At 72.5% G+C, this 19,319-nt stretch carries 18 protein-coding genes, 1 tRNA gene and 1 pseudogene; 9 read left to right on the forward strand and 11 right to left on the reverse strand.

All coding sequences use genetic code 11. The features are described from left to right. Window positions 1–19: 19 nt before the first annotated feature. Window positions 20–1,309 carry an MFS transporter gene (locus DEI94_RS13470; protein WP_111026249.1) on the forward strand — a complete coding sequence of 430 codons (1,290 nt, stop codon included), beginning with the start codon at window positions 20–22 and terminating at the stop codon, window positions 1,307–1,309. Between the two features lie 154 nt (window positions 1,310–1,463). Here DEI94_RS13470 and DEI94_RS13475 read toward each other — a convergent pair whose 3' ends face one another. Together DEI94_RS13475 and DEI94_RS13480 are read right to left on the reverse strand one after the other, a co-directional pair. After that, entirely contained in the window at window positions 1,464–1,940 is a 477-nt protein-coding gene (locus tag DEI94_RS13475; protein ID WP_111010429.1) for a TIGR02611 family protein, read from the reverse strand. Between the two features lie 147 nt (window positions 1,941–2,087). Beyond that, window positions 2,088–2,444, reverse strand: coding sequence for a TraR/DksA family transcriptional regulator (locus tag DEI94_RS13480; RefSeq protein WP_111026250.1), 357 nt, complete (start codon window positions 2,442–2,444; stop codon window positions 2,088–2,090). Between the two features lie 76 nt (window positions 2,445–2,520). Between DEI94_RS13480 and DEI94_RS13485 the strand changes: the two genes are divergently transcribed. Further along, on the forward strand, window positions 2,521–3,567 hold the full coding sequence (locus DEI94_RS13485; protein WP_220037476.1) for an LLM class flavin-dependent oxidoreductase: 1,047 nt from the start codon (window positions 2,521–2,523) through the stop codon (window positions 3,565–3,567). 121 nt (window positions 3,568–3,688) lie between these two features. Next, complete coding sequence (locus tag DEI94_RS13490) at window positions 3,689–4,186, forward strand: DUF2510 domain-containing protein (RefSeq protein WP_111026251.1); 498 nt, start codon at window positions 3,689–3,691, stop codon at window positions 4,184–4,186. Window positions 4,187–4,258: 72 nt separating this feature from the next. On the opposite strand, the gene DEI94_RS13495 is transcribed toward DEI94_RS13490, so the two are convergent. Beyond that, on the reverse strand, window positions 4,259–5,683 hold the full coding sequence (locus tag DEI94_RS13495; protein WP_181441753.1) for a maltokinase N-terminal cap-like domain-containing protein: 1,425 nt from the start codon (window positions 5,681–5,683) through the stop codon (window positions 4,259–4,261). A gap of 127 nt (window positions 5,684–5,810) precedes the next feature. On the opposite strand from DEI94_RS13495, the gene DEI94_RS13500 reads away from it, so the two are divergent. After that, window positions 5,811–6,266, forward strand: coding sequence for a MaoC/PaaZ C-terminal domain-containing protein (locus DEI94_RS13500; RefSeq protein ID WP_258368596.1), 456 nt, complete (start codon window positions 5,811–5,813; stop codon window positions 6,264–6,266). Window positions 6,267–6,316: 50 nt separating this feature from the next. After that, on the forward strand, window positions 6,317–7,633 hold the full coding sequence (locus tag DEI94_RS13505) for a hypothetical protein (protein ID WP_258377969.1): 1,317 nt from the start codon (window positions 6,317–6,319) through the stop codon (window positions 7,631–7,633). A 77-nt stretch (window positions 7,634–7,710) separates the two neighbouring features. Here DEI94_RS13505 and DEI94_RS13510 read toward each other — a convergent pair whose 3' ends face one another. The 6 genes from DEI94_RS13510 to galU all read right to left on the reverse strand — a co-directional run bounded on the left by DEI94_RS13510 (window position 7,711) and on the right by galU (window position 12,496). After that, entirely contained in the window at window positions 7,711–8,748 is a 1,038-nt protein-coding gene (locus DEI94_RS13510; RefSeq protein WP_111026253.1) for an amidase domain-containing protein, read from the reverse strand. Window positions 8,749–8,835: 87 nt separating this feature from the next. Continuing rightward, window positions 8,836–9,252, reverse strand: coding sequence for a VOC family protein (locus DEI94_RS13515; protein ID WP_111026254.1), 417 nt, complete (start codon window positions 9,250–9,252; stop codon window positions 8,836–8,838). A 202-nt stretch (window positions 9,253–9,454) separates the two neighbouring features. Further along, a tRNA-Ala gene (locus DEI94_RS13520) sits at window positions 9,455–9,527 on the reverse strand. An 83-nt stretch (window positions 9,528–9,610) separates the two neighbouring features. Next, a complete protein-coding gene (locus DEI94_RS13525) occupies window positions 9,611–10,810 on the reverse strand; it encodes a DUF3040 domain-containing protein (RefSeq protein WP_146249439.1) in 1,200 nt (399 codons plus the stop codon). A gap of 93 nt (window positions 10,811–10,903) precedes the next feature. Further along, window positions 10,904–11,563 (reverse strand): GNAT family N-acetyltransferase, encoded by a 660-nt coding sequence (locus DEI94_RS13530; protein WP_111010436.1) that lies wholly within the window; start codon window positions 11,561–11,563, stop codon window positions 10,904–10,906. 42 nt (window positions 11,564–11,605) lie between these two features. Continuing rightward, entirely contained in the window at window positions 11,606–12,496 is an 891-nt protein-coding gene (gene galU / locus DEI94_RS13535; protein WP_111010437.1) for a UTP--glucose-1-phosphate uridylyltransferase GalU, read from the reverse strand. Window positions 12,497–12,599: 103 nt separating this feature from the next. On the opposite strand from galU, the gene DEI94_RS13540 reads away from it, so the two are divergent. Both DEI94_RS13540 and DEI94_RS13545 read left to right on the forward strand, forming a co-directional pair. After that, entirely contained in the window at window positions 12,600–13,190 is a 591-nt protein-coding gene (locus DEI94_RS13540; RefSeq protein ID WP_111010538.1) for a 5-formyltetrahydrofolate cyclo-ligase, read from the forward strand. Next, a pseudogene (locus tag DEI94_RS13545) lies at window positions 13,081–13,332 on the forward strand (FmdB family zinc ribbon protein); the annotation flags it as partial. The gene DEI94_RS13540 and the pseudogene DEI94_RS13545, both read left to right, overlap by 110 nt. 14 nt (window positions 13,333–13,346) lie before the next feature. Here DEI94_RS13545 and DEI94_RS13550 read toward each other — a convergent pair. Beyond that, window positions 13,347–13,490: a hypothetical protein gene (locus DEI94_RS13550; RefSeq protein WP_258377977.1), complete on the reverse strand. Its 144-nt coding sequence runs from the start codon at window positions 13,488–13,490 to the stop codon at window positions 13,347–13,349. A gap of 146 nt (window positions 13,491–13,636) precedes the next feature. On the opposite strand from DEI94_RS13550, the gene mscL reads away from it, so the two are divergent. Continuing rightward, window positions 13,637–14,134, forward strand: a complete 498-nt coding sequence (gene mscL, locus DEI94_RS13555; RefSeq protein WP_111010439.1) for a large conductance mechanosensitive channel protein MscL — start codon at window positions 13,637–13,639, stop codon at window positions 14,132–14,134. A 106-nt stretch (window positions 14,135–14,240) separates the two neighbouring features. Continuing rightward, window positions 14,241–14,834, forward strand: coding sequence for a CDP-alcohol phosphatidyltransferase family protein (locus DEI94_RS13560; protein ID WP_111013153.1), 594 nt, complete (start codon window positions 14,241–14,243; stop codon window positions 14,832–14,834). Window positions 14,835–15,485: 651 nt separating this feature from the next. On the opposite strand, the gene DEI94_RS13565 is transcribed toward DEI94_RS13560, so the two are convergent. Beyond that, the gene (locus DEI94_RS13565; RefSeq protein ID WP_111010441.1) at window positions 15,486–19,310 is read right to left on the reverse strand and encodes an ATP-binding protein; all 3,825 of its coding nucleotides are present in this window, start codon (window positions 19,308–19,310) and stop codon (window positions 15,486–15,488) included. Between the last annotated feature and the right edge of the window lie 9 nt (window positions 19,311–19,319).

The following is a 19,319-nucleotide window of genomic DNA, read 5'->3' on the forward strand; positions in this document are numbered from 1 at the left end:
GAGGACCAGGAGGAACGGCATGGCACCGACGGAGCGCACGAGCGACCACGGACAGGCCGTGTCCACCCAGCCGCGACGCTCGGTCGTCGCCTTCTGGATCGTCGCGGCGATGATGTTCATCTCCGTCGCGTCGTCGGCCATCCCCTCGCCGATCTACCCCGTGTACGCGGCCGAGTGGCACCTGAGCCCGCTCATGCTCACCGGGGTGTTCGCGATCTACGTGGCCGGGCTCCTCGTCAGCCTGTTGACCGCCGGCGCGCTGTCCGACCACGTCGGCCGGAAGCCCGTGCTCGCGGTCGGTGCGCTCGGTGTTGTCGCCGCGATGGTGCTGTTCGTGCTCGCGAACGGGGTCGCGATGCTCATCGTCGCCCGCATCGTGCAGGGCGTCTTCGTGGGCGTGCTCATCGGGGCCCTCGGTGCGGCGCTCCTCGATCACTCACTCGAACGGCATCCCGCCCTCGCCGGTGTCCTCAACGGCGCGGTCCCGCCCATCGCCCTCGCGATCGGGGCGCTCTCGAGCGGCATGCTCGTCGAGTGGGCACCGCTGCCCGAGCAACTCGTCTACATCGTCTTCGGCGCACTGCTCGTGCTCGCGGCGGCCACCCTCGTCGTCGTGCCGGAACGCGTCCGCAAGCAGCCCGGCGCGCTCCGGTCCCTGCGCCCCACCCTCGGGATCCCGGCGTCGTCGAAGCGCCTGTTCCGCAGCGTCGTCGGCGCCCTCGTGTCGAGCTGGGCGCTCGGCGGGATGTTCCTGTCCATCGTGCCGTCCCTCCTGCCGGCGGTGTTCGGCGTGACGGACCACGTGGCCGCGGGCGGGTTCATCGCGGCGTTCGCTGGTACCGGTGCGCTGACGGGGGTCGTCATCCAGCGCATGGACGCCCGTCACGCGGTCGTGCTCGGCCTCGTGGCGCTCGTCGTCGGGCCGGTCGTCACGCTCGGGTTCGTCGTCGCGCACCTGCTCGTGGGCGTCGTCGTCGGCGCCGTGATCGCGGGCGTCGGCTTCGGGGCGGGGTTCCAGGCAGGGCTGCGGATGCTGCTCGCCACGGCGTCCCCCGCGCACCGGGCCGGACTCCTGTCGGCGATCTACGTCGCGAGCTACCTGGCGTTCGGTGCACCGAGCGTCGTCGCGGGGGTGTTCGAGCCGAGCGTCGGGATCGTGCCCGTGAGCGTCGCCTACGGCGGGTTCGTCGTGCTCGCGGCGGTCGTCGCCCTCGTGGCCCAGCTCCGGTCGCCCCGGACCGCTGCGCTCGAGCAGGCCGCCGCCGACGAGGTCGAGCGCATCGCGACGGGGACGATCCGCACCGTCTGACGCCACCCCCGACCTGGATCCCGCCCGGTTGAACCGCGTTCCGTCGTGTTGAACCGCGGAACAACCCGGTTCAACAGGGCGAAGCGCGGTTCAGCGCGGGAGGAGCGGCAGCGGCGCGCGGGAGCAGCAGCGGCGCGCGGCAGCGACAGCGCGATCAGCGCGACGAGGCCCCCATCGACCGATGGGCGTCGTCGTGCGCCGCGTCCACCGACGCCTTGCCCCGGTCGGCCGCAGCCCGCATCCGCGAGGACGGCGCGTGACGACGGACCCGATCCCAGAAGTCGTGCAGCTTCCGGCGCAGCCAGGTCGAGATGCGGTGGAAGAACGCGAACTCGCTCGACAGGATCGTCAGACCGATGAACACGACGAGCCAGCCCGGCCCGGGCAGGGGCACGAGCGCCAGCCCGATGATGATGACGAGGCCGCCGACGATCCCGACGAGGACGCGGTAGACGAAGTGCACGTGGGGCCGCGCGTGGATCCACGCCCGGACGTCCCGGAACCAGTGGAACCGATGTCGCTTCGGCGGTACCGGCGCCGCGACGAGCGCCTGTCCGGGGGCTCGCGCTGCTCCATCGTCGTCCGCGGCACGGGGGTCGGCCCCGTCGGTGTGCACGCGGTCGCCGTCCATGGCTCGAGGCTAGGAACCCCGGCTGGGAAACCCCGGGGGTGCGGCTGGTGATGTCCCCCCGGCGACGACCGGGAGGCCCGGCACCGGACACCGGGAGCGGTCCCGCCACGAGCGACACCGGAGCAGCCCGGTCATCCCGCGTGCGACTCAGCCCGCGTGTGCGACGCAGGTCCGCGCCCAGGGGACGGCGGCGAGTCTCGCCTGCGGGATGGGCTCGCCCCCGACGAGGCACCGTCCGTAGGACCCGTCATCGAGACGACGCAGCGCGGCGTCGACGAGCTCGAGCCGTCGGCGGGCGTCGTCGCGGACCGCGCCGAGGGACCCGCGCTCCCAGGCGAGCGTGGCGCCCTCGGGGTCGTGCTCGTCGTCGCTGTTCGCACCGTCCCGCGCAGATGCGACGTCGTCCATGCTCCGCTCGACGGCACCGAGCAGTCGGCGTGAGCGGACCCGCTCGGCGAGCAGGGCCTCCCGGGCGTCGTCGTCCGTCCATGCGTCATCGGCCACCTGCTCGACGCTAGTGGCGGGACGGGCTCGGAGCGTGCCTCCCGGCCGGAATGCTCGCCGGGGTCCGTGCGTTCGCATGCACATGACGAAGAAGATCGGGTTCCTGTCCTTCGGGCACTGGCAGAACGTGCCGGGGTCCCGGGTGCGGTCCGCCCGCGAGGCTCTCGTGCAGGCGATCGACCTGGCCGTCGCCGCCGAGGAGGTCGGCGTGGACGGCGCGTACTTCCGCGTCCACCACTTCGCGCCGCAGCAGGCCGCGCCGTTCCCGCTGCTGTCCGCCATCGCGGCGCGGACGAGCCGCATCGAGATCGGCACCGGCGTCATCGACATGCGGTACGAGAACCCCCTCTACATGGCCGAGGAGGCCGCGGCCGCGGACCTCATCAGCGGCGGCCGCCTGCAGCTCGGCGTGAGCCGGGGATCGCCCGAGACGGCGCTCGCGGGCTACGAGTCGTTCGGGTACGCGCCCGCGGCGGGGCAGACCGACGCGGACATGGCCCGGCAGCACACCGCGATCTTCCGCCAGGCGATCGCCGGGCAGCCGATGGCGAACGCGAACCCGCAGATGACCGGCCGTGAGGGGTCGCTGCCCCTCTTCCCGCTGTCCGACACGCTCCCCGACCGCATCTGGTGGGGTGCCGGCACCCGCGCGACGGCGGAGTGGACCGCGGAGCAGGGCATGAACCTCATGTCGTCCACCCTCCTGACCGAGGACACCGGCGTGCCGTTCGACGAGCTGCAGGCCGAGCAGATCCAGCGGTTCCGCGACGCGTGGGCCGAGTCCGGCTGGGAGCGCACACCGCGCGTCTCCGTGTCGCGGAGCATCATCCCGATCATCGACGACGAGTCCCGCCACTACTTCGGCGTCCGGGCGCAGGTGGAGGGGCAGGACCAGGTCGGGCACCTCGACGGCGGCCTCGCGCGATTCGGGCGCTCGTACATCGGCGAGCCGGAGCAGCTCGTCGCCGAGCTCGCCCAGGACGCGGCCGTCGCGGCCGCCGACACCGTGCTCGTGACGGTGCCGAACCAGCTCGGCGTCGAGTTCAACGCGCGCCTGCTCGCCGGCGTCAAGGCCGTCGGGACCGAGCTCGGCTGGGACCGGGAGGCCGTGGGCGCGGCCTGAACGTACCTCCCGTCCGGTTTGTCCCCCCTTCTGCCGACACTCGTGCGGGGGCTGGGGCGGGTGGGACGCGCTTCGTAGGCTCGATCGCGTCCCACCCCTCCCAGGATCAGGAGACGTCCCCGTGTCACTGCCGGCTGCTGGCTGGTTCCCCGACCCCGCCGATGCGACGCGTCTGCGGTGGTGGGACGGTCGCACGTGGGGCAGTGCCACGCAGGCGCCCGCGCTGGCCGACCGGACACTGGCCCCCACGACGCCCGAGTCCGTCGCCCCGCACTTCTCGGTGACGTCGCAGGACCTCGACGAGCACGGCTGGGCGTGCGGATCCCGCACGGGATCGATCGCGCTCACCCCGGGCGGCCGGTTCAGCGTGCACGCCGCGCGGCGCTTCTGCCTGTTCGGCTGGGGCTCGCTCGCGCTGGCACTGCTCGCCCTGGTGGTCGACCCGTTCGGGATCGTCAGCCTGCTCGCGGTGGTCGCCGCGATCGCGGGCATCGCCCGCCCCCGAGCCACGGGGGTGTGGCGCGTCGCCGCGCGCAGCATGGCGTTCACGGCAGCCGTGCTCGGCATCATGACCCTGGCGCTCGCCGCGAGTCAGCTCACGGGCGCCGTCCCCGCCTGATCCGGCTGGCGGGGGCCAGGCCGGAGGCGGCGCGTCAGGCCGCGGGCGGCGGGTCAGGCCGCGGGCGGCGCGTCAGGCCGCGGGCGCGGACCGCTCGACGAGCCGGGCGACGGCCGCGATCGGGATGCCGATCCAGTCCGGACGGTTGCGCGCCTCGTACACGGCCTCGTAGACGGCCTTGTCGATCTCGAACGCATCGAGCAGGGTCCGCTGGGCACGGATGTCCGTCCCGGACGCCGCGATGTACCCGTCCACGAAGGCGCGGCGCGCATCGTGCGCCCAGCCACTCGCGTCGGTCGGGTTGTCGCCGTGCCGGAGGGCGCCGGCGACGTAGTCGAACGAGCGGAGCATGCCCGCGACGTCCCGCAGTGTGACGTCGGGGCGTGACCGCTCGGGCATCGGCCGGAGCGGCTCGCCCTCGAAGTCGAGGAGCACCCAGCCGCGGTCGGGCGACGAGACCGCCTGCCCCAGGTGGAGGTCGCCGTGGATGCGCTGGAGCCGGGGCCATTCGAGACCCTCGGCGGCGTCGTAGATCCTGCGGATCGCGTCGGCGTGCTCGGCGACGGCGGGCACCTCGTCCGAGGCGACCTCGAGCCGCTGCCGCATCGACCCGACCGCCGAGGCGATCTCGTCGGTGCCGGCCGCGACCGTCGGGAGCTGCTCGGCGAGCACCGCGTGCACCTCGGCCGTCGCCTGCCCGAGACCGTGGGCCTGCTCGGTGAAGTCCACGCCGTCCTGCGCGGCCTGGAGGGCGACGCGCCAGGCGTCCTCGAGCCCCGGCAGGAACTCCTGCGCGAACGCGAGGTGCCCCGTCGCCGTGCCCTCGTCCCGCCCGACGTCCGGCCAGGTGCCCCGGAGCGCCCCGAACGACCTCGGCACGCGCATCGAGCCACCTGCCGAGAGCGCGGCCTGGGAGGTCACGTCCGGGTTGTCGCCGTGGTGCAGGACCCGGAACACCTTGACGATGACCTGGCCGCCGCCACCGTCGACGTCGCAGATCACGGACGTGTTCGACTGTTCGCCGCGGAGCACCCGGACGGCGGTCACGGCGCCGATGTCGGCGAGGTGCTGCCCCTCCACGCTGGCGCGGTCGGCGTGCACGGTCGCGCCGCCGTCGATCGTCCCGAGCAGCCACCGTGCGTACGCGGCGTCGTGCGGCCCGTCGTAGAGCCACCGTTCGCCGTCCGTGGCGATGAGGACCTCGTCGAGCGCGTCGACCGGCTCGGTCCGCACGGTGAGCGGCACCTGGTAGAGCACGGGCGTGCTCGGGGCGTCGTCGATGACGAGCTGCGTGCTGACCCGGACGCCGTCGACCTCCCCCTCGAGGGCGGCGATGAGCCGGAGCGCGGGGTCGAGGCCCTTCGCGGCGTACCAGCGCTGCCCCGCCATCCAGGCGGCCACGACCTCGTGGGTCAGGGCGTCGACCCGGCGGTCGTCGCGCGGCTCCGAGGTCGATGTCGGGTCCGTCGCGGCGGTGGTCGGGGCTGCGTCGCTCATGCGCCGGAGCGTACGCCGGACGGACCGGCGCGGTTCCCTGGTCCGCGCCGGGAGGCCGTGGTCGGCTCCGGCTGGCCCGGGGCCCGGGCAGCGCGGCAGGTCGGAGCCCGCGTGGGACACTGGCCCCGTGCCGCACTACCTCGAGGACCTCGCCGCCGGACAGACCTTCGTGACCCCGGGTCGCACGATCACCGAGGCGGACGTCGTGTCGTTCGCGTCGTGGACGAACGACAACAACCAGGTGCACACCGATGTCGAGTTCGCGAAGCAGACGCGGTACGGCCAGCGCATCGTCCACGGCATGCTCGGCGCGTCCCTGTGCCTGGGGCTGATCGCCCGCACCGGCGTGTTCGAGGGCTCCGCCGTCGCGCTCCTCGGCATCGACGGTTGGCGGTTCACCGCGCCCGTGTTCATCGGTGACACGCTCACCTGCACGGTCGAGATCCTGTCCACCCGTCGCACGAGCTCCGGCCGCACCGGCATCGTCGAGCGCACCGTGACCCTCCGGAACCAGCACGGCGAGGTCGTGCAGACCGGACGCATGGACGTCATGGTCCTCACCCGCGAGGCCGCCATCGAGTGACCTCCCGTCGGAGCGCGCGCGCCCGTCGCGCCTCTGCGATCATCGAGGTCGTGCCAGCTCTGCCGACGCCCGTCAGCACGGCCGTCCACGACGTGGGCGGGGCCTCCCGGCCGTGGCGGCTCGCCCGCCTGCTCCGGATCAGGTGGCTCGCCCGCCTGCTCCGGATCGCCCTGGAGGGACGGCACAGCGGGTGGACCGCCCCGCTCCTGCTGTGGGTCGGCTCCCGTGCGGTGAGCACCGTGCTGCTCGTCGGCGTGCTGCTCGTCGGGGCCGCCGCCGGACACGAGCCGGAGGGCCACGGCGGCGCCCACGGTCTGCTGGCGTTCTCCGGCTCCTGGGACGCGTGGTGGTACCAGACCGTCGCGGTGCACGGGTACCCGCGGTCCGTCCCCCTGGACCACCACGGGCACGTCGAGCCGAACGCGTGGGCGTTCCTCCCGGTGTTCCCCGCCGTCGTCCGTGTCGTCATGGCCGTCACCGGGCTGTCCTTCTGGGGTGCGGGCGTCGTCGTCTCCCTGTTCAGCGGCGCCGGCGGTACGGTCGTGCTCTACCGGCTCGTCCGCGCCGTCGCAGGGTCCCGACGGGCCCGGCGCGCCACGGCCCTGTTCGTGTTCGGGCCGCTCGGGTTCCTGCTGCAGGTGCCCTACGCCGAGGCGCTGTCCCTGCTGCTCGTCGCGGGCGCGTTGCTCGCACTCGTGCAACGTCGGTACCCGCTCGTGGCCGCCCTGGGCGCGGTCGCCGCGTTCACCCGCCCGGGCGCCCTCGCGCTGTCCGTCGCGGTCGCCGTGCACCTCGTCGCCATCGAGGTCCGGGCCGGTCGATCGCGCACCCGGGGCCTGCCCGCCCGACGGTGGATCCACCGCGTCCCCTGGACGACGCGCCTCGGCCTCGCCGCCACGGGGATCGTGGTCGCGGTGGCCGGTCTGGCCTGGCCGTTCATCGCGAGCGCGGTCACCGGGCGGCCGGACACCTACCTCGACAGCGAGCTCGCCTGGTGGACCGGGTACGTCGGCCACGTCCACTTCGTGCCGATGACCCCGTGGTTCATGCTCGCCGGACGGTGGCTCGGGAACGGCGGGTTCGTCCTGGTGATCGCCGTGATCGCCGCCGCGGTGTGGCTGCTCGTCCGGCGGAGCACGCGCGCGCTCGGGCCCGAGGTGGTCGGGTTCGTGGCCGCGTACGGGGTCTACCTCGTCGCGGTGTTCCTGCCACAGCAGAGCCTCGTGCGGCTGCTCATGCCCGCCGCGCCCGTGCTCGGGACCGACCTGTTCGTGCGGACGCGGCGGCGCACGGTCGTGCTCGCCGTCGTCGGCGTGGTGCTGCAGGCGATCGCGATCGTGCTCATCTGGTACATCGGGTTCCCGTGACCCGGCTCCCCGTTGTGGTGCGGCGCGTTCGCCCCCCTGTGCCGATGCGCCGACCCGCTTCGGCGGCCAGCGCTCCCCTATGCGTCGAAGGTGTGGAACCAGGCCGTGCCACCGGGGTGCTGCACGGTGAGCATCTCGTCGAGGTCGCGGTAGGGGCCGTCCTCGTTGTGGCTCGCCGACTTGATGAGCACCGTGCCGTCGGCCTGCGGGAACACCTCGGACACGATCGTCGTGTGGTCCGGTGACCCGTTGCCGTTCCAGTCCCACATGACGATGTCACCGACCCCGACCTTCGCGCGCTCGTCCAGCGTGCGCCGGGTGAGCCCGAAGGCGGCGGCGTTCGTCTGCAACCACGGGTCGAGCGACGGGCAGTAGGTCCAGGTGGCGGAGTGCTCGGCCCCGGCGTCGTGGTTGTACCAGTCGTCGCGCTGCTGCCACCCGCGGGCGACGAGCGTCTGGCTGACGAAGTTCGCGCAGTCGCCGCCGATCGCGTTCATGTTGCCGTACTCCGCCAGGTTGTAGTTCGACCAGTGCGCCATCGCGTACTGGAGCTGACGGTCGACGGCGGTCAGCGCGGCGTACGTCAGCGTCGTCGTGGCGACGGGCGTTCCCGCGGTGGCTGCGGTGGGCGTCGGAGTCGAGGTCGCGCCGCTCGTGGCGGTGTCCCCGCTCACGCCGTCGTTGCTCGTGCTGCCGTTGCCGTCCGACGTCGTCACGTTCGCCGACGGCACCGGCTCCACCGCACGGGTGAACAGCGCCACCTCCGCGTGTCCCGGGGCGTAGGAGGCCTGGTGCGGAGCCGTGAAGGTCACCCGCTCGTCCGTCGCGTGGACGTCCCGTGCCGCGAGCCCCCCGACCGTCACGCCCGCGACCCGCGCCAGCCCGGACCCCGTGACGGTCACGGTCACCCCGCCGGCCAAGGGCACCTGCGCCGGCGACAGCGCCCGTGCGACCGGGTGCACCGCGCCCGTCGACGCGCTGCCCGTCGTGGGTCCGTGCGTCGCGGACCCCGAGGACCGGTCGTCCGCCGTGCACGCCGCGAGCGCCAGGCCGACACCGGCGACACCCGCCAGCGAGAACAGGGAACGTCGGGTGAGCGCGGCGGGAGCAGTCATCGTCCGGACAGGGTAAGCGATACGTCCGAGGATGCGCCGGTGGCCCACCGTTCCCGAGATCTGGAACCCCGAGACGACCGGCGCCGCTCAGGACCGCGGACCGGTGACGTTCACCAGCCAGGTGACGCCGAAGCGGTCGCTCAGCATCCCGAACTCGTCGCCCCACGGGGCGGCGGTCAACGGCGCGATGATCGTCGCCCCGTCGGCCAGACCGTCCCAGTAGCCGTGGATCTCCTGCCCGTCGTCGCCGCTCAGCGAGATGCTGATGCGGGACCCTGTCGGGGCCTCCATGCCGTTCGGCGTGTCCGAGGCCATGAGCAGGAGGCCGTGCGGGGTCACCAGGATGCTGTGCATCACCTTGTCCTGCTCGGTCGGGTCCTCACTCGCGTGCATCTCGCCGAACGTCGACAGCGTCAGGTCGCCGCCGAAGACGTCGCGGTAGAACTCCATCGCCCGGCGGGCCTCGTCACGGAAACCGATGTAGGGGTTGAGTGCGGTGGGCATCGTCGCTCCTCGCGTGCTGGCTGTGGAGCGGCGTGCGCCCCGTCGCGGTGCGCCCATGGTGCCAGAGGCCGCTGCGCACCACCACCATCGCCCGCAGCGCAGAACGACCATGCCGAGACGACAGGTGCAGAACGACCACCCGCCGAGACGGCGAGAGGCCCGGGTCCTGGTGGACCCGGGCCTCTCGCCGTGCGGTTCTCGGTGGAGCTAAGGGGATTCGAACCCCTGACCTTCTCATTGCGAACGAGACGCGCTACCAACTGCGCCATAGCCCCGAGTGCCCAGCAAGACTAGCACCGCAGCAGGCTCGATCCGAAATCGAGCCCGGCACGACATCGGTCCGGCTGGGCGACCGCGTTCAGACCGCGCGGCGGCGCCGGAGGACCGCGTCGAGGTCCGTGCGCTCCCACGAGTCCTCGTCGATGATCCCCATACCCGCGTACTTGCTCGGCGGCGCCGACGGTGCAGCCGGTTCCGGCCGCCGGTCGTCCGCGGTCCGGGTGGCGGTGGTCGGGCCTCCCGGCTGTGGTCCACCAGCGGCCCCGTCCGCGGCGGGAGCGCGCAGCCCCATCCGCTCGGCCAGGGTCGTCGGCGTCGCCTGGTCGTGCTCGGCGAGCGCGGCCGCAGCGGCCTCGACATCGGATCGGATCGGCGTGACCCGAGCGAGGTCGGGGTCGGTCGCGCCCGCGGCCACGGCAGCTGCCTCTGCTCGGCGTCGCGCTGCTTCCGCGTCCGCGGCCGCAGCGGCCTCGGCGACACGCTCGCGGAGGCGTGCGGCGAGCGCCGCCGACGACTCCTCGGCTGCCTGGCGGGCTTCCGCACGGGCGCGCTCCACGTCGGGTCGCGACACGTAGAGCGGCTTGGGGACCTCCACGGGCGACCAGCTCCGGTCCTCGGCGGCCGGTGCGGTCTCCGCTGTGCCAACGGCGGTGTCGATCGGAGCGGCGTTCCGTGTCCGTGCGGACCGAGCGCGCGGTGCGGGTGCCCGGGTCGCCGCGGCGACACCGGCGGCACGGCGCATCCGGGCACGGCCGACGGCGGCGAGCTGCGCGAGGACCGCCACCGCCCCCACGACCACGAGCGCGGCGGCGAGCGCCATGAGCCACATCGCCGGTGCGGCGACGAGCGTCACCACGGTGACCACGAGCCCGACGAAGCCGATGAGCGTCGCCCCCAGTCGAGAACGACGCATGCGGCGGGCAGTGAGCGCCGGCGACGCGGCGACGCGCTCGAGCTCGGGCTCCTGCTCCGCCAGGCGTCGCGTGATCTCACGCTGGCGTGCGGCCTCGTGTGCTCGGACGATGGCGCGGCGGCGGGCTTCTTCGCTCGCGGCCACACGCTGGGCCTCTGCCAGGGATCGGGCGTTCATCTCGATGCGGACCTCGTCCGGGAGTTCGGCGGTCTGTGCGAGGATCCGGAGCGTCTGCTGCAGACGCACCGCGTTGCGCTCCGTGGCGAGGTACTGCCGACGCGCGTGCCACGAGGGCATGAGGTAGACGAGCCACAGCACCGCCGCGATGAGGAGGACGATGCCTCCGCTCCAGGACCCGATGCTCACGGGGAACACGGTATGGGCGGGCCGCGCGCCGATCGGTCATTGCGCGTCGCGTGTTGAGCGAGTCGCGCCGGATTCGAGTTGTGGAGGACGAGTTCAGCCGCGGCGCGAGGTCGCGATCGGCATCGCGGCCTCCTCGCGGGCCTGGTCGGGCACGCTGCCCTGACCTGCGGGCACGGCGCCGCGCACCCAGCGGTCGAGGACGCCCTCGCGGACCTCCTCGGCCACGAGCGCGAAGCAGAAGTGGTCGCGCCAGTCACCGTTGATGTGGATGTACCGGCGTCGCAGGCCCTCGTACCGGAACCCGAGCTTCTCGACGACCCGGAGCGAGGGCGCGTTCTCCGGACGGATGCAGATCTCCACCCGGTGGATCCCGACGGAACGGAAGCAGTGGTCGGTCGCGAGCGCGACGGCGGTCGGGGTCACGTTGTGCCCCGCGGCGCTCTCGACCACCCAGTAACCGATCGACGCACTGGCGAGCGAGCCGTAGCTGATGCCCGACACGTTGAGCTGTCCGACGAACCGGCCGTCGAGCTCCATGGCGAAGGGCAGGCCGAGCCCTGCACGCGCGTTCGCCTGCAGGGCCCGGATGCTCCCCCGGACGTCCGCCGACACGAGTCCCGACGGGTTCGTGGCCTCCCAGGTCCGCAACCAGCTCCGGTTCATCGACAGGGCCATGTCGAGGTCACGGGTGTCACGGAGACGCAGCGGGCGGATGGTGATCCGACCGTGCGTCAGGGTGGGGATGGTCGTCATCGGGGGATCGCGTTCCTGGTTCGGGTGTCCCGGACGGGACGGCTACTCGCCCGCGTTGAACTCCTTGAGCCATTCCTTGAGCTCGGGGCCGAGGTCGTCGCGGTCGGAGGCGAGCTGGACGATCGCCTTGATGTAGTCGAGTTTGTCACCCGTGTCGTACCGGCGTCCACGGAACACGACGCCGTACACGCCACCCGTCCACTCCTCGGCGCCGGCCATCTTCATGAGCGCGTCCGTGAGCTGGATCTCGCCGCCCTTGCCCGGCTCCTGCTTCTCGAGGACGTCGAACACCTCGGGGCGGATCACGTAGCGACCGATGATCGCGAGGTTGGAGGGGGCCTCCCCCTGGGCGGGCTTCTCGACGAGACCGGTGATCTTGACGACGTCGTCCTCGTCGGTCTCCTCGACGGTCGCGATGCCGTACATGTGGGTCTGGGACGCCGGGACCTCGAGCAGGGCGACGACGGTCGCGTTCTTCTCGTCCTGCACCTCGATCATGCGCTTGAGCAGCGGATCACGAGCGTCGATGATGTCGTCGCCGAGGAGCACGGCGAACGGCTCGCGGCCGACGTGCATCTTGGCGCGGAGCACGGCGTGGCCGAGCCCCAGCGGGTCGCCCTGGCGCACGTAGTGCATGTCGGCGAGGTCCGTCGACTGGTTCACCTTGGCGAGCTTGTCGTGGTCGCCCTTCTTGCGGAGGGTCTCCTCGAGCTCCGACACGTGGTCGAAGTGGTTCTCGAGCGCGTTCTTGTTGCGACCGGTGATCATGAGGACGTCATGGAGGCCCGCGTCGACGGCTTCCTCGACCACGTACTGGATCGCGGGCTTGTCGACGACCGGGAGCATCTCCTTCGGCATCGCCTTGGTCGCGGGGAGGAACCGCGTCCCCAGCCCTGCGGCCGGGATCACTGCTTTGGAAATCTGGAAACCCATGGCGACGAGCGTATCCGCTGCCCCCACGACGCGGGCGTTAACGGATGGGGGACCGTGTGGAGGACACATGGCCACGCGGGGACGAGCCGTTAAGCTCGTGGCCATGAGCGCCGAGAGCGACATCGGGAACGCCAAACGAGCCCTCCGTGCCGAGTTGCGGCAACGTCGCCGCATGCACACCGCGTCGGAGCGGAGCGCGTTCACCACGGACCTCACCGCCACGCTCCAGCGCTTCGTGGAGGAGCGGGCGATCTCCTCGCTGTCGGCCTACCTCCCGTCGTCCGACGAGCCCAACGTCCGCCCGTTCCTCAACTGGGCGTTCGACGCGGGCATCCGCACGCTGTTCCCGATCGCCCGGGACGACGGCCTGCTGGACTGGGCCGTGGGTGACGGCGAGACCGAGCACCAGGGTCTGGCGGGCGTCCCCGAGGTCGTCGGCGAGGTGCTCTCGCCGATCGCGATCAACGACGTCGACGTCATCCTCGCGCCCGCGGCCGCCGTGGACCGAGCCGGCATGCGGATGGGCTGGGGGCGCGGCTACTACGACAAGACCCTCGGATCCATGGCCAAGCGTCCGCCCGTCTATGCTGTGGTGTTCGACGCGGAGTACGTGGACGAGGTCCCTCGCGAGCGCCACGACCAGCCCGTCGACGGCATCATCACCCCATCGCGCATCCTCACCTTCCGGAGCTGACGTGCCCACCTACTCCTACCGCTGCACCGAGTGCGGTACCGCCTTCGACGTCAAGCAGTCCTTCTCGGACGCCGCCCTGACCGAGTGCCCGACCTGCGGCGGCGTGCTCCGCAAGGTGTTCAGCCCCGTCGGAGTGACGTTCAACGGATCCGGCTTCTACCGCACGGACTCCCGGTCGTCGTCCGGGGCATCGGGGACGAAGTCCGAGTCCGGTGGCGGGTCGACGCCGAGCGAGTCGTCGTCGTCGAGTTCGACCTCGTCGAGTTCGACCTCGTCGAGTTCATCCGGTTCGACCTCCACAGGCTCGTCCTCGCCGTCGTCGTCCTCATCCGGGAGCTCCAGCGCGGCCTGAGTCGTGCTCCGTCGGTAGCGTGATCCGTGCCGGTCGACTGGACGCCCGGCCGGTCCCCGTGGCGCGGGCCGACACCTGGACACGAGGGGGTCCCGTGAAGGGCTTCAGGGAGTTCCTGCTCCGCGGCAACGTCATCGACCTCGCAGTCGCCGTCGTCATCGGCGCCGCGTTCACCGCGATCGTCAACACGATCGTCACGGCGGTGATCAACCCGGCGGTCGGGGCGCTGTTCAACGCGTCGAGCCTCGAGCACACCTGGGTCCTCACGATCCCCGGAGTCGGCGGGGCGCACGCCGAGCTCCACTTCGGTTCCGTGCTCGGCGCCGTGATCCAGTTCGTCATCGTGGCCGCGGTCGTCTACTTCGCGCTCGTGCTGCCGGTCAACCGCCTGAGGAAGCTCGCGTTCAAGCGCGTCGAGAACGACGTCGAGCAGCCGCCGGCGGACGTCCCGCCGACCGACGTCGAGGTCCTCCTCGAGATCCGCGACCTGCTCCGACAGCAGCAGGGGATCACCGGTCAGGCCGCGGGCGCGCACGTTGCCCCCACCGACGCGCCGACGGGACCGGGCATCAGCGGCACGACGAAGCTCTGAGACCCGGCCGATCGCTCGCCACCCAGGTGCCGGAGGCACCGCCGCTATCCTGAGTGGATGGGCGACCGCCGGGTTCGCCACGACGGCGAACGAGAGGCCCGACGCCATGGCGGACACCAGTGGGAGGCGAGCCCGTCCGGACTGGCAGACCTGGCCGAACCTGCTGACGCTCGTCCGGTTCGTCCTCATCCCCGTGTACGTCGGACTGGTCGTCGCGGGACACCCCGGGTGGGGCCTCGTGTCGCTGGTCGGACTCGGGGTCACCGACTGGGCGGACGGCTTCATCGCCCGCCGATTCCACCAGGAGTCCGCACTCGGCAAGGCGCTGGATCCCGTGGCGGACCGCTTGTCGATCGTCGCGATCGTGTTGTCGCTGGTCCTCGTCGGGCTCCTGCCGTGGGTCGTCGTCGCCGTGGTGGTGGTCGTGGACCTGGTGCTCGTCGCGATGTCGAGCGCGTTGTTCCGCGGGTCACCAGACCTCGACGTGACCTGGACGGGCAAGATCCGCTCGGCGCTGCTGTTCGTCGGGCTGCCCGTGCTGCTGTTCTCGTCGACGTCGGTCGCCGAACACCTCACGTGGGTGCGTGTCGTCGCCCTCGTGTGCATCGTCCTCGGCACGGTCGGGCACGTGCTCGCCGGCGCCCAGTACGCCGCTGCCATGGTGCGGAAGCGCCGCGGCGACGCCGTCCCCGCTCGCTGAGGTCGGCACCGCGCGGACGGCAGTCTCCTCGCTGACCTCGCGCTGCCGAGGCTGCCACGCTTCCCCGATCGACGCGTCACCCCTGGATACCTGAGCCGCACAGTTCCATCCGCCGACTTCCGCCGCCGACACGACCGTTGTCGGGCGACGCGTTGGACGTCGTCCCGGTCCGACGGGGGCCGTGCGAGGGCGGAAACGGGGAGTCGGGAGGGCCCACGGGAGGCGGGAGTGCCGCCTCAGCCCCAATGCGGCGGCCGATCGCCCAGCAGCCGCGCGTCGTTCTCCCCCGCGCCGTGCCGCTCTGGCTCGGGCGCAGGGTTCGGGTCCGTTCCCGGCGCCGGAGCGGTCGTGACCCGGCGGCGGCGAGTGGGGCCTCCCGGCCGTCGGTCATGAGCGGCCGTGGCGCCGTCAGACGTGCGGTCCTGTGCGCCCGTCGTCCGCCCGGCTGACGGGTCGCCCGCGGGACCAACGGCGGACGGGTCGCCCGCGGGGCCGGCGGCGACGGCCTCCGCCCCACTGGCGGAACGGACGTCGGCGTGGGCCGCCCAGCTCCCGCGGAGCTGTTCCGTCCCTGGGGTGACCGGTCCGGCCGGTCGGGAGGCGCGCCTCCCGGTCATCGGGACCAGCCGGCGGTCGCTGGCCAGCCCGCGGTCACTGCCGGGCCGGGACCGGCGGGATCGCGATCTCCTGCGTCGCACCACGGTCGACGCCGAGCACCTGGGCGACCGTCGTGGCGACGCGGTCCGGGTCGGAGAAGAGCTGGAAGGCATGGACGCGCACGTAGTGCCAGCCGAGCCGTCGGAGCACCTCGGGCCGGAGGCGCAGCGACTCGCGCAGGGAGCCCTTGGCGAGCGACGCGTCGGTCTCGATCGTCACGCAGACCCCGCCGTGCGCGGCGACGAGGCCGAGCTTGCCGCGGTGTCCGAGCGCCACGGGGATGCCGCGCATCTCGAGCCGGCGGGCGAGGTCGACGAGCAGCGGGTCGCTGTCGTCGGGCACGTACTCCATGCTCGTGCGGGCGCGAACCTCGGCGAGGATCTCGGCGAGCGCGACGGTGCCGTGACCCATGCGCTCGGCCTCGATGTCGGACGGCTGGAAGCACGTGACGATGATCATCGACCGGCGGGCGCGGGTCATCGCGACGGCGAGCAGGCGTTCGCCGCCGGGCTTGCCGAGCGGACCGAAGTCGCGGAGGACGCGGCCGTGGGGCGTGCGGCCGTAGCCGATCGAGAACACGACGCGGTCGCGGCTCTGGGCGACGGACTGCTCGAGCGTCGCCACCATGAACGGCTCGGGGCGGTCGCCGATCACGAACTCGGTGAGGTCCTTGTGGCCCTGCACGGCGGCGAGGACGGCCTGCTCGACACGAACGGCGTGCTTGGCGGACGCCGTGATGACCATGAGCGACTCGGTCGGCCGGTTCTTGGCGTGGTCGAGGACGAGCCGCACGACACGGTCGACCTCGGCGTCGACGCTCTCGACGGCGCCGGACTCGGGGTCCGGCACGGCCTTGCCCTCGGCGACGTAGTCGATCGCGATCGAGCCGTGGCCGAGGAACGAACCCGCCCACGGCAGGGACTCGATGCGGCCCCCGTAGAAGCGCCGGTTCACGAGCTCCGCGAGGTCCTCGCCGCCGGCGCGGTACGAGCGCGTGAGCGACAGGGTCGGCAGGAGCGTCGAGAGCTTCGCCAGCGCGGAGTCGGCGTGCAGCGAGTCGAGCGTCTGCTCGTCGACGCGGAGCGCACGGTGGTCCGGGTCGACCGCGATGCGGAACGGGGACGGCGTCTGGGTGACCGGGTCGCCGAAGACCACGGTCTGCTTGGCGCGGCGGATCGCCCCGACGGTCTCGGCGATCGTCACGGCACCGGCGTCGACGAGGATCACGGTGTCGAACGGCATCGTGTCGGCGATCTGCGGGACCTCGTACGGCGACGCGAGCCACACGGGCGCGATGGCGCGGGACAGGTGCGGTGCGGAGTCCTGCAGCAGTCGCGACGTGATCGCGGGCTGCCGGAGCTGCGCCTTGAGCTGCGCGGCCTCGTCCGGCCAGTCGACCAGGCCGACCTTCCAGTTCTCGGCGAGCTGCCACGCCAGGCCCTGGGACACCCCGGCGGCGTGGGCGTCGTCGACGAGGCGGAAGTCCGCCTCGACGCGGTCGAGCATGTCGGTGTTCGCCCCGAGCAGGGCGCGGTCGCCCTCGAGCAGCATCTCGAGGCAGGACTGCCACCACGCGAGCTCGAGCTCGGCCGGCACCTGGGACTCGGGCACGTGGCGGTTCGCCAGGTCGGTGATGAGCGGCTCGAGCTGCAGGTCGCGCAGGGTCGTCATGAGCTCGGTGCGCTCCTGCAGGTTGTGCAGGACGTCGCTCTCGGCCGCGAGCTCGCCGATGTCCGCGACGAGCTGGTCGATCGGCAGGTTGGCGAGCTGCCGCTCACGGGACGTGTTGCCGAGCGGCTCGTCGAGACGCGCGAGGTCCTCGGCGACGTTCGAGTAGAGCACCTGGACGTCGGCGATGCCGGTGGGGATCTCCGGGGCGACGCCGGCCGCCACGTACCGCTGCCACAGGACCCGCTGCTGCTGGACCCTCGTCAGGGCCTCGTGCAGGTCGGACACGTGCACGCCCGGACGGACGTACTCGCGGGCGAGCTTCTTGAGGCGACGGCGGTTCGTCGCCGACATCGGGGCACCCTCACCCCGCGGGGCCGTCGCCGCGACGAGCTCGGACACGGAGCGATCGAACACGACGGGCAGGAAGCGGTCGAGGGTGTCGCGGATCTCGGTGAGGAGCCGCAGGTACACGCCGAGTTCGCCGATCGTCGTGAACGGCCGCATGTGGGTCGAGCCGATGAGGTCGTTCGCGCGCTGCAGCAGCGTCGGCAGCTCGGTGGCGTGCAGGCCCTGCGCGGTCTGGTGCGCCTTGTGCGCGGCGGCGCTGGACGCGAACCGGGCGCCGTACCAGGGCGAGTCGTCCGGCCCGTACTTGAACTCGCCGAGGTTCGCGGCACTCACCATCGTCTCGGCCACGCGCGCGCGACCGTCGACCATGGCCTCCACGGACGACCGCGACAGGCGCGCGGTCGTGGCGGGCGGGACCGGGAGGAGCGACAGGCGGGACAGCTCGACCAGACAGTCGAGCACGGAGACACCGAACGCCGGGTCGACGCGGCCGAGTGCGCCGCGGTAGTCGAGCAGGACCTTGCGGAGCCGGACGAGCGCGTCGTCGACCTCGCGGAGGTTCGGCTTCGTCGACTTCTCGTTGCGGCCGATCGCGCGGATGAGGTCGCGCCGGAGGGTCGCGGGGGTGACGGCGACGCCGGGCAGCTGGACCTCGACGAACCGGCTGGCGATGCCGCGCAGGGTCGCGCGCCGCGGGCTGACGACGAGCACGCGCTTGTTCGCGGCGACGAGGCCACCGAGGGCGTTGACGATGGTCTGGGTGCCACCCGTGCCGGGCAGGGTCTTGACCACGATGGAGTTGCCCGCCGTGATCTGCGCGATCACGTTCTCCTGCTCGTCGTCGGCGTCGAGCAGGAGCGTGTCGGTCTCGGGGCTGCGCTCGTCGGACGGCGTCTGCTCGACCGGCCGGTAGGACTGCTCGACCTGCCACTTGGCGCTCGGGTTGCCGGCGAGGGCGTCGAGCACCGGGTGCGAGAGGTCGCGGGTGTCCTCGACCATGCTCGACGCGACCTCGGCGAACGTCGACACGACGAGGCGCGGGTGGACGCTGAAGTGCGGCAGGTGCGCGGTGAGGCCGCGGAGGCGGTCGATGACCGGGTTCGGCGTGAACGAGCCGTCCTGCTGGGCGAGCGCGACGAAGGCCTCGGCGTCGAGCACGATCCCGAACTGGTCGCGCAGGGCGTCGGCGAGCGCCGGGTTGAGGACGGGCTGGCCGAGCAGTCGGACCTCGAAGTCACGCCCGTGGCGGCGGATGGCGAGCGGCCGGAGGAGGACCGGCCCGCGGTGGTCGACGTCGGCGTGCCGCCAGTCCACCATGCCGATGCCGAGCTCGACCGCGTCGATCCCGCGCACCGTCGCGAGCTCCGTGCCCTTCTCCTCCACGAACCCCGCGGCGATGCGGGCGGCGCGGAACGCGACCTCGTCGCGGATGAGGCTCGACAGCAGGGTCGTCTTGCCGGTGATGAACTGTGCCAGGCCACCCGGGTGGGTCGTGCTGAGCTCGATGCGAGCCCGGGGGTGATCCGAGAAGTGGATGAGCGGGGACGTGCCACCGACACCGGAGAGCTGCTCGCGCCAGGCGTCCCACACGGGCTCGGCCGCGTTCCCCGCCGTGAGTCGCGGGTCCCCGAGGCTCAGCTGCTGTGGGCTCGTCACCTGCTCGGGCGCGCGCAGGTCATCGGCGCGGACGTCGTCATCCACGTCGTCCTCGCGCTCTGCAGTCCTGTCGACACGCCACACACCGATACTGTAGGCGGCCCGTCGAGCCCCGACGGTCAATGAACGCCGATTTCGACACATCCGAGCGTG

It is taken from the genome of Curtobacterium sp. MCBD17_040, assembly GCF_003234805.2.
In the GTDB taxonomy this organism is placed as follows: Bacteria; Actinomycetota; Actinomycetes; order Actinomycetales; family Microbacteriaceae; genus Curtobacterium.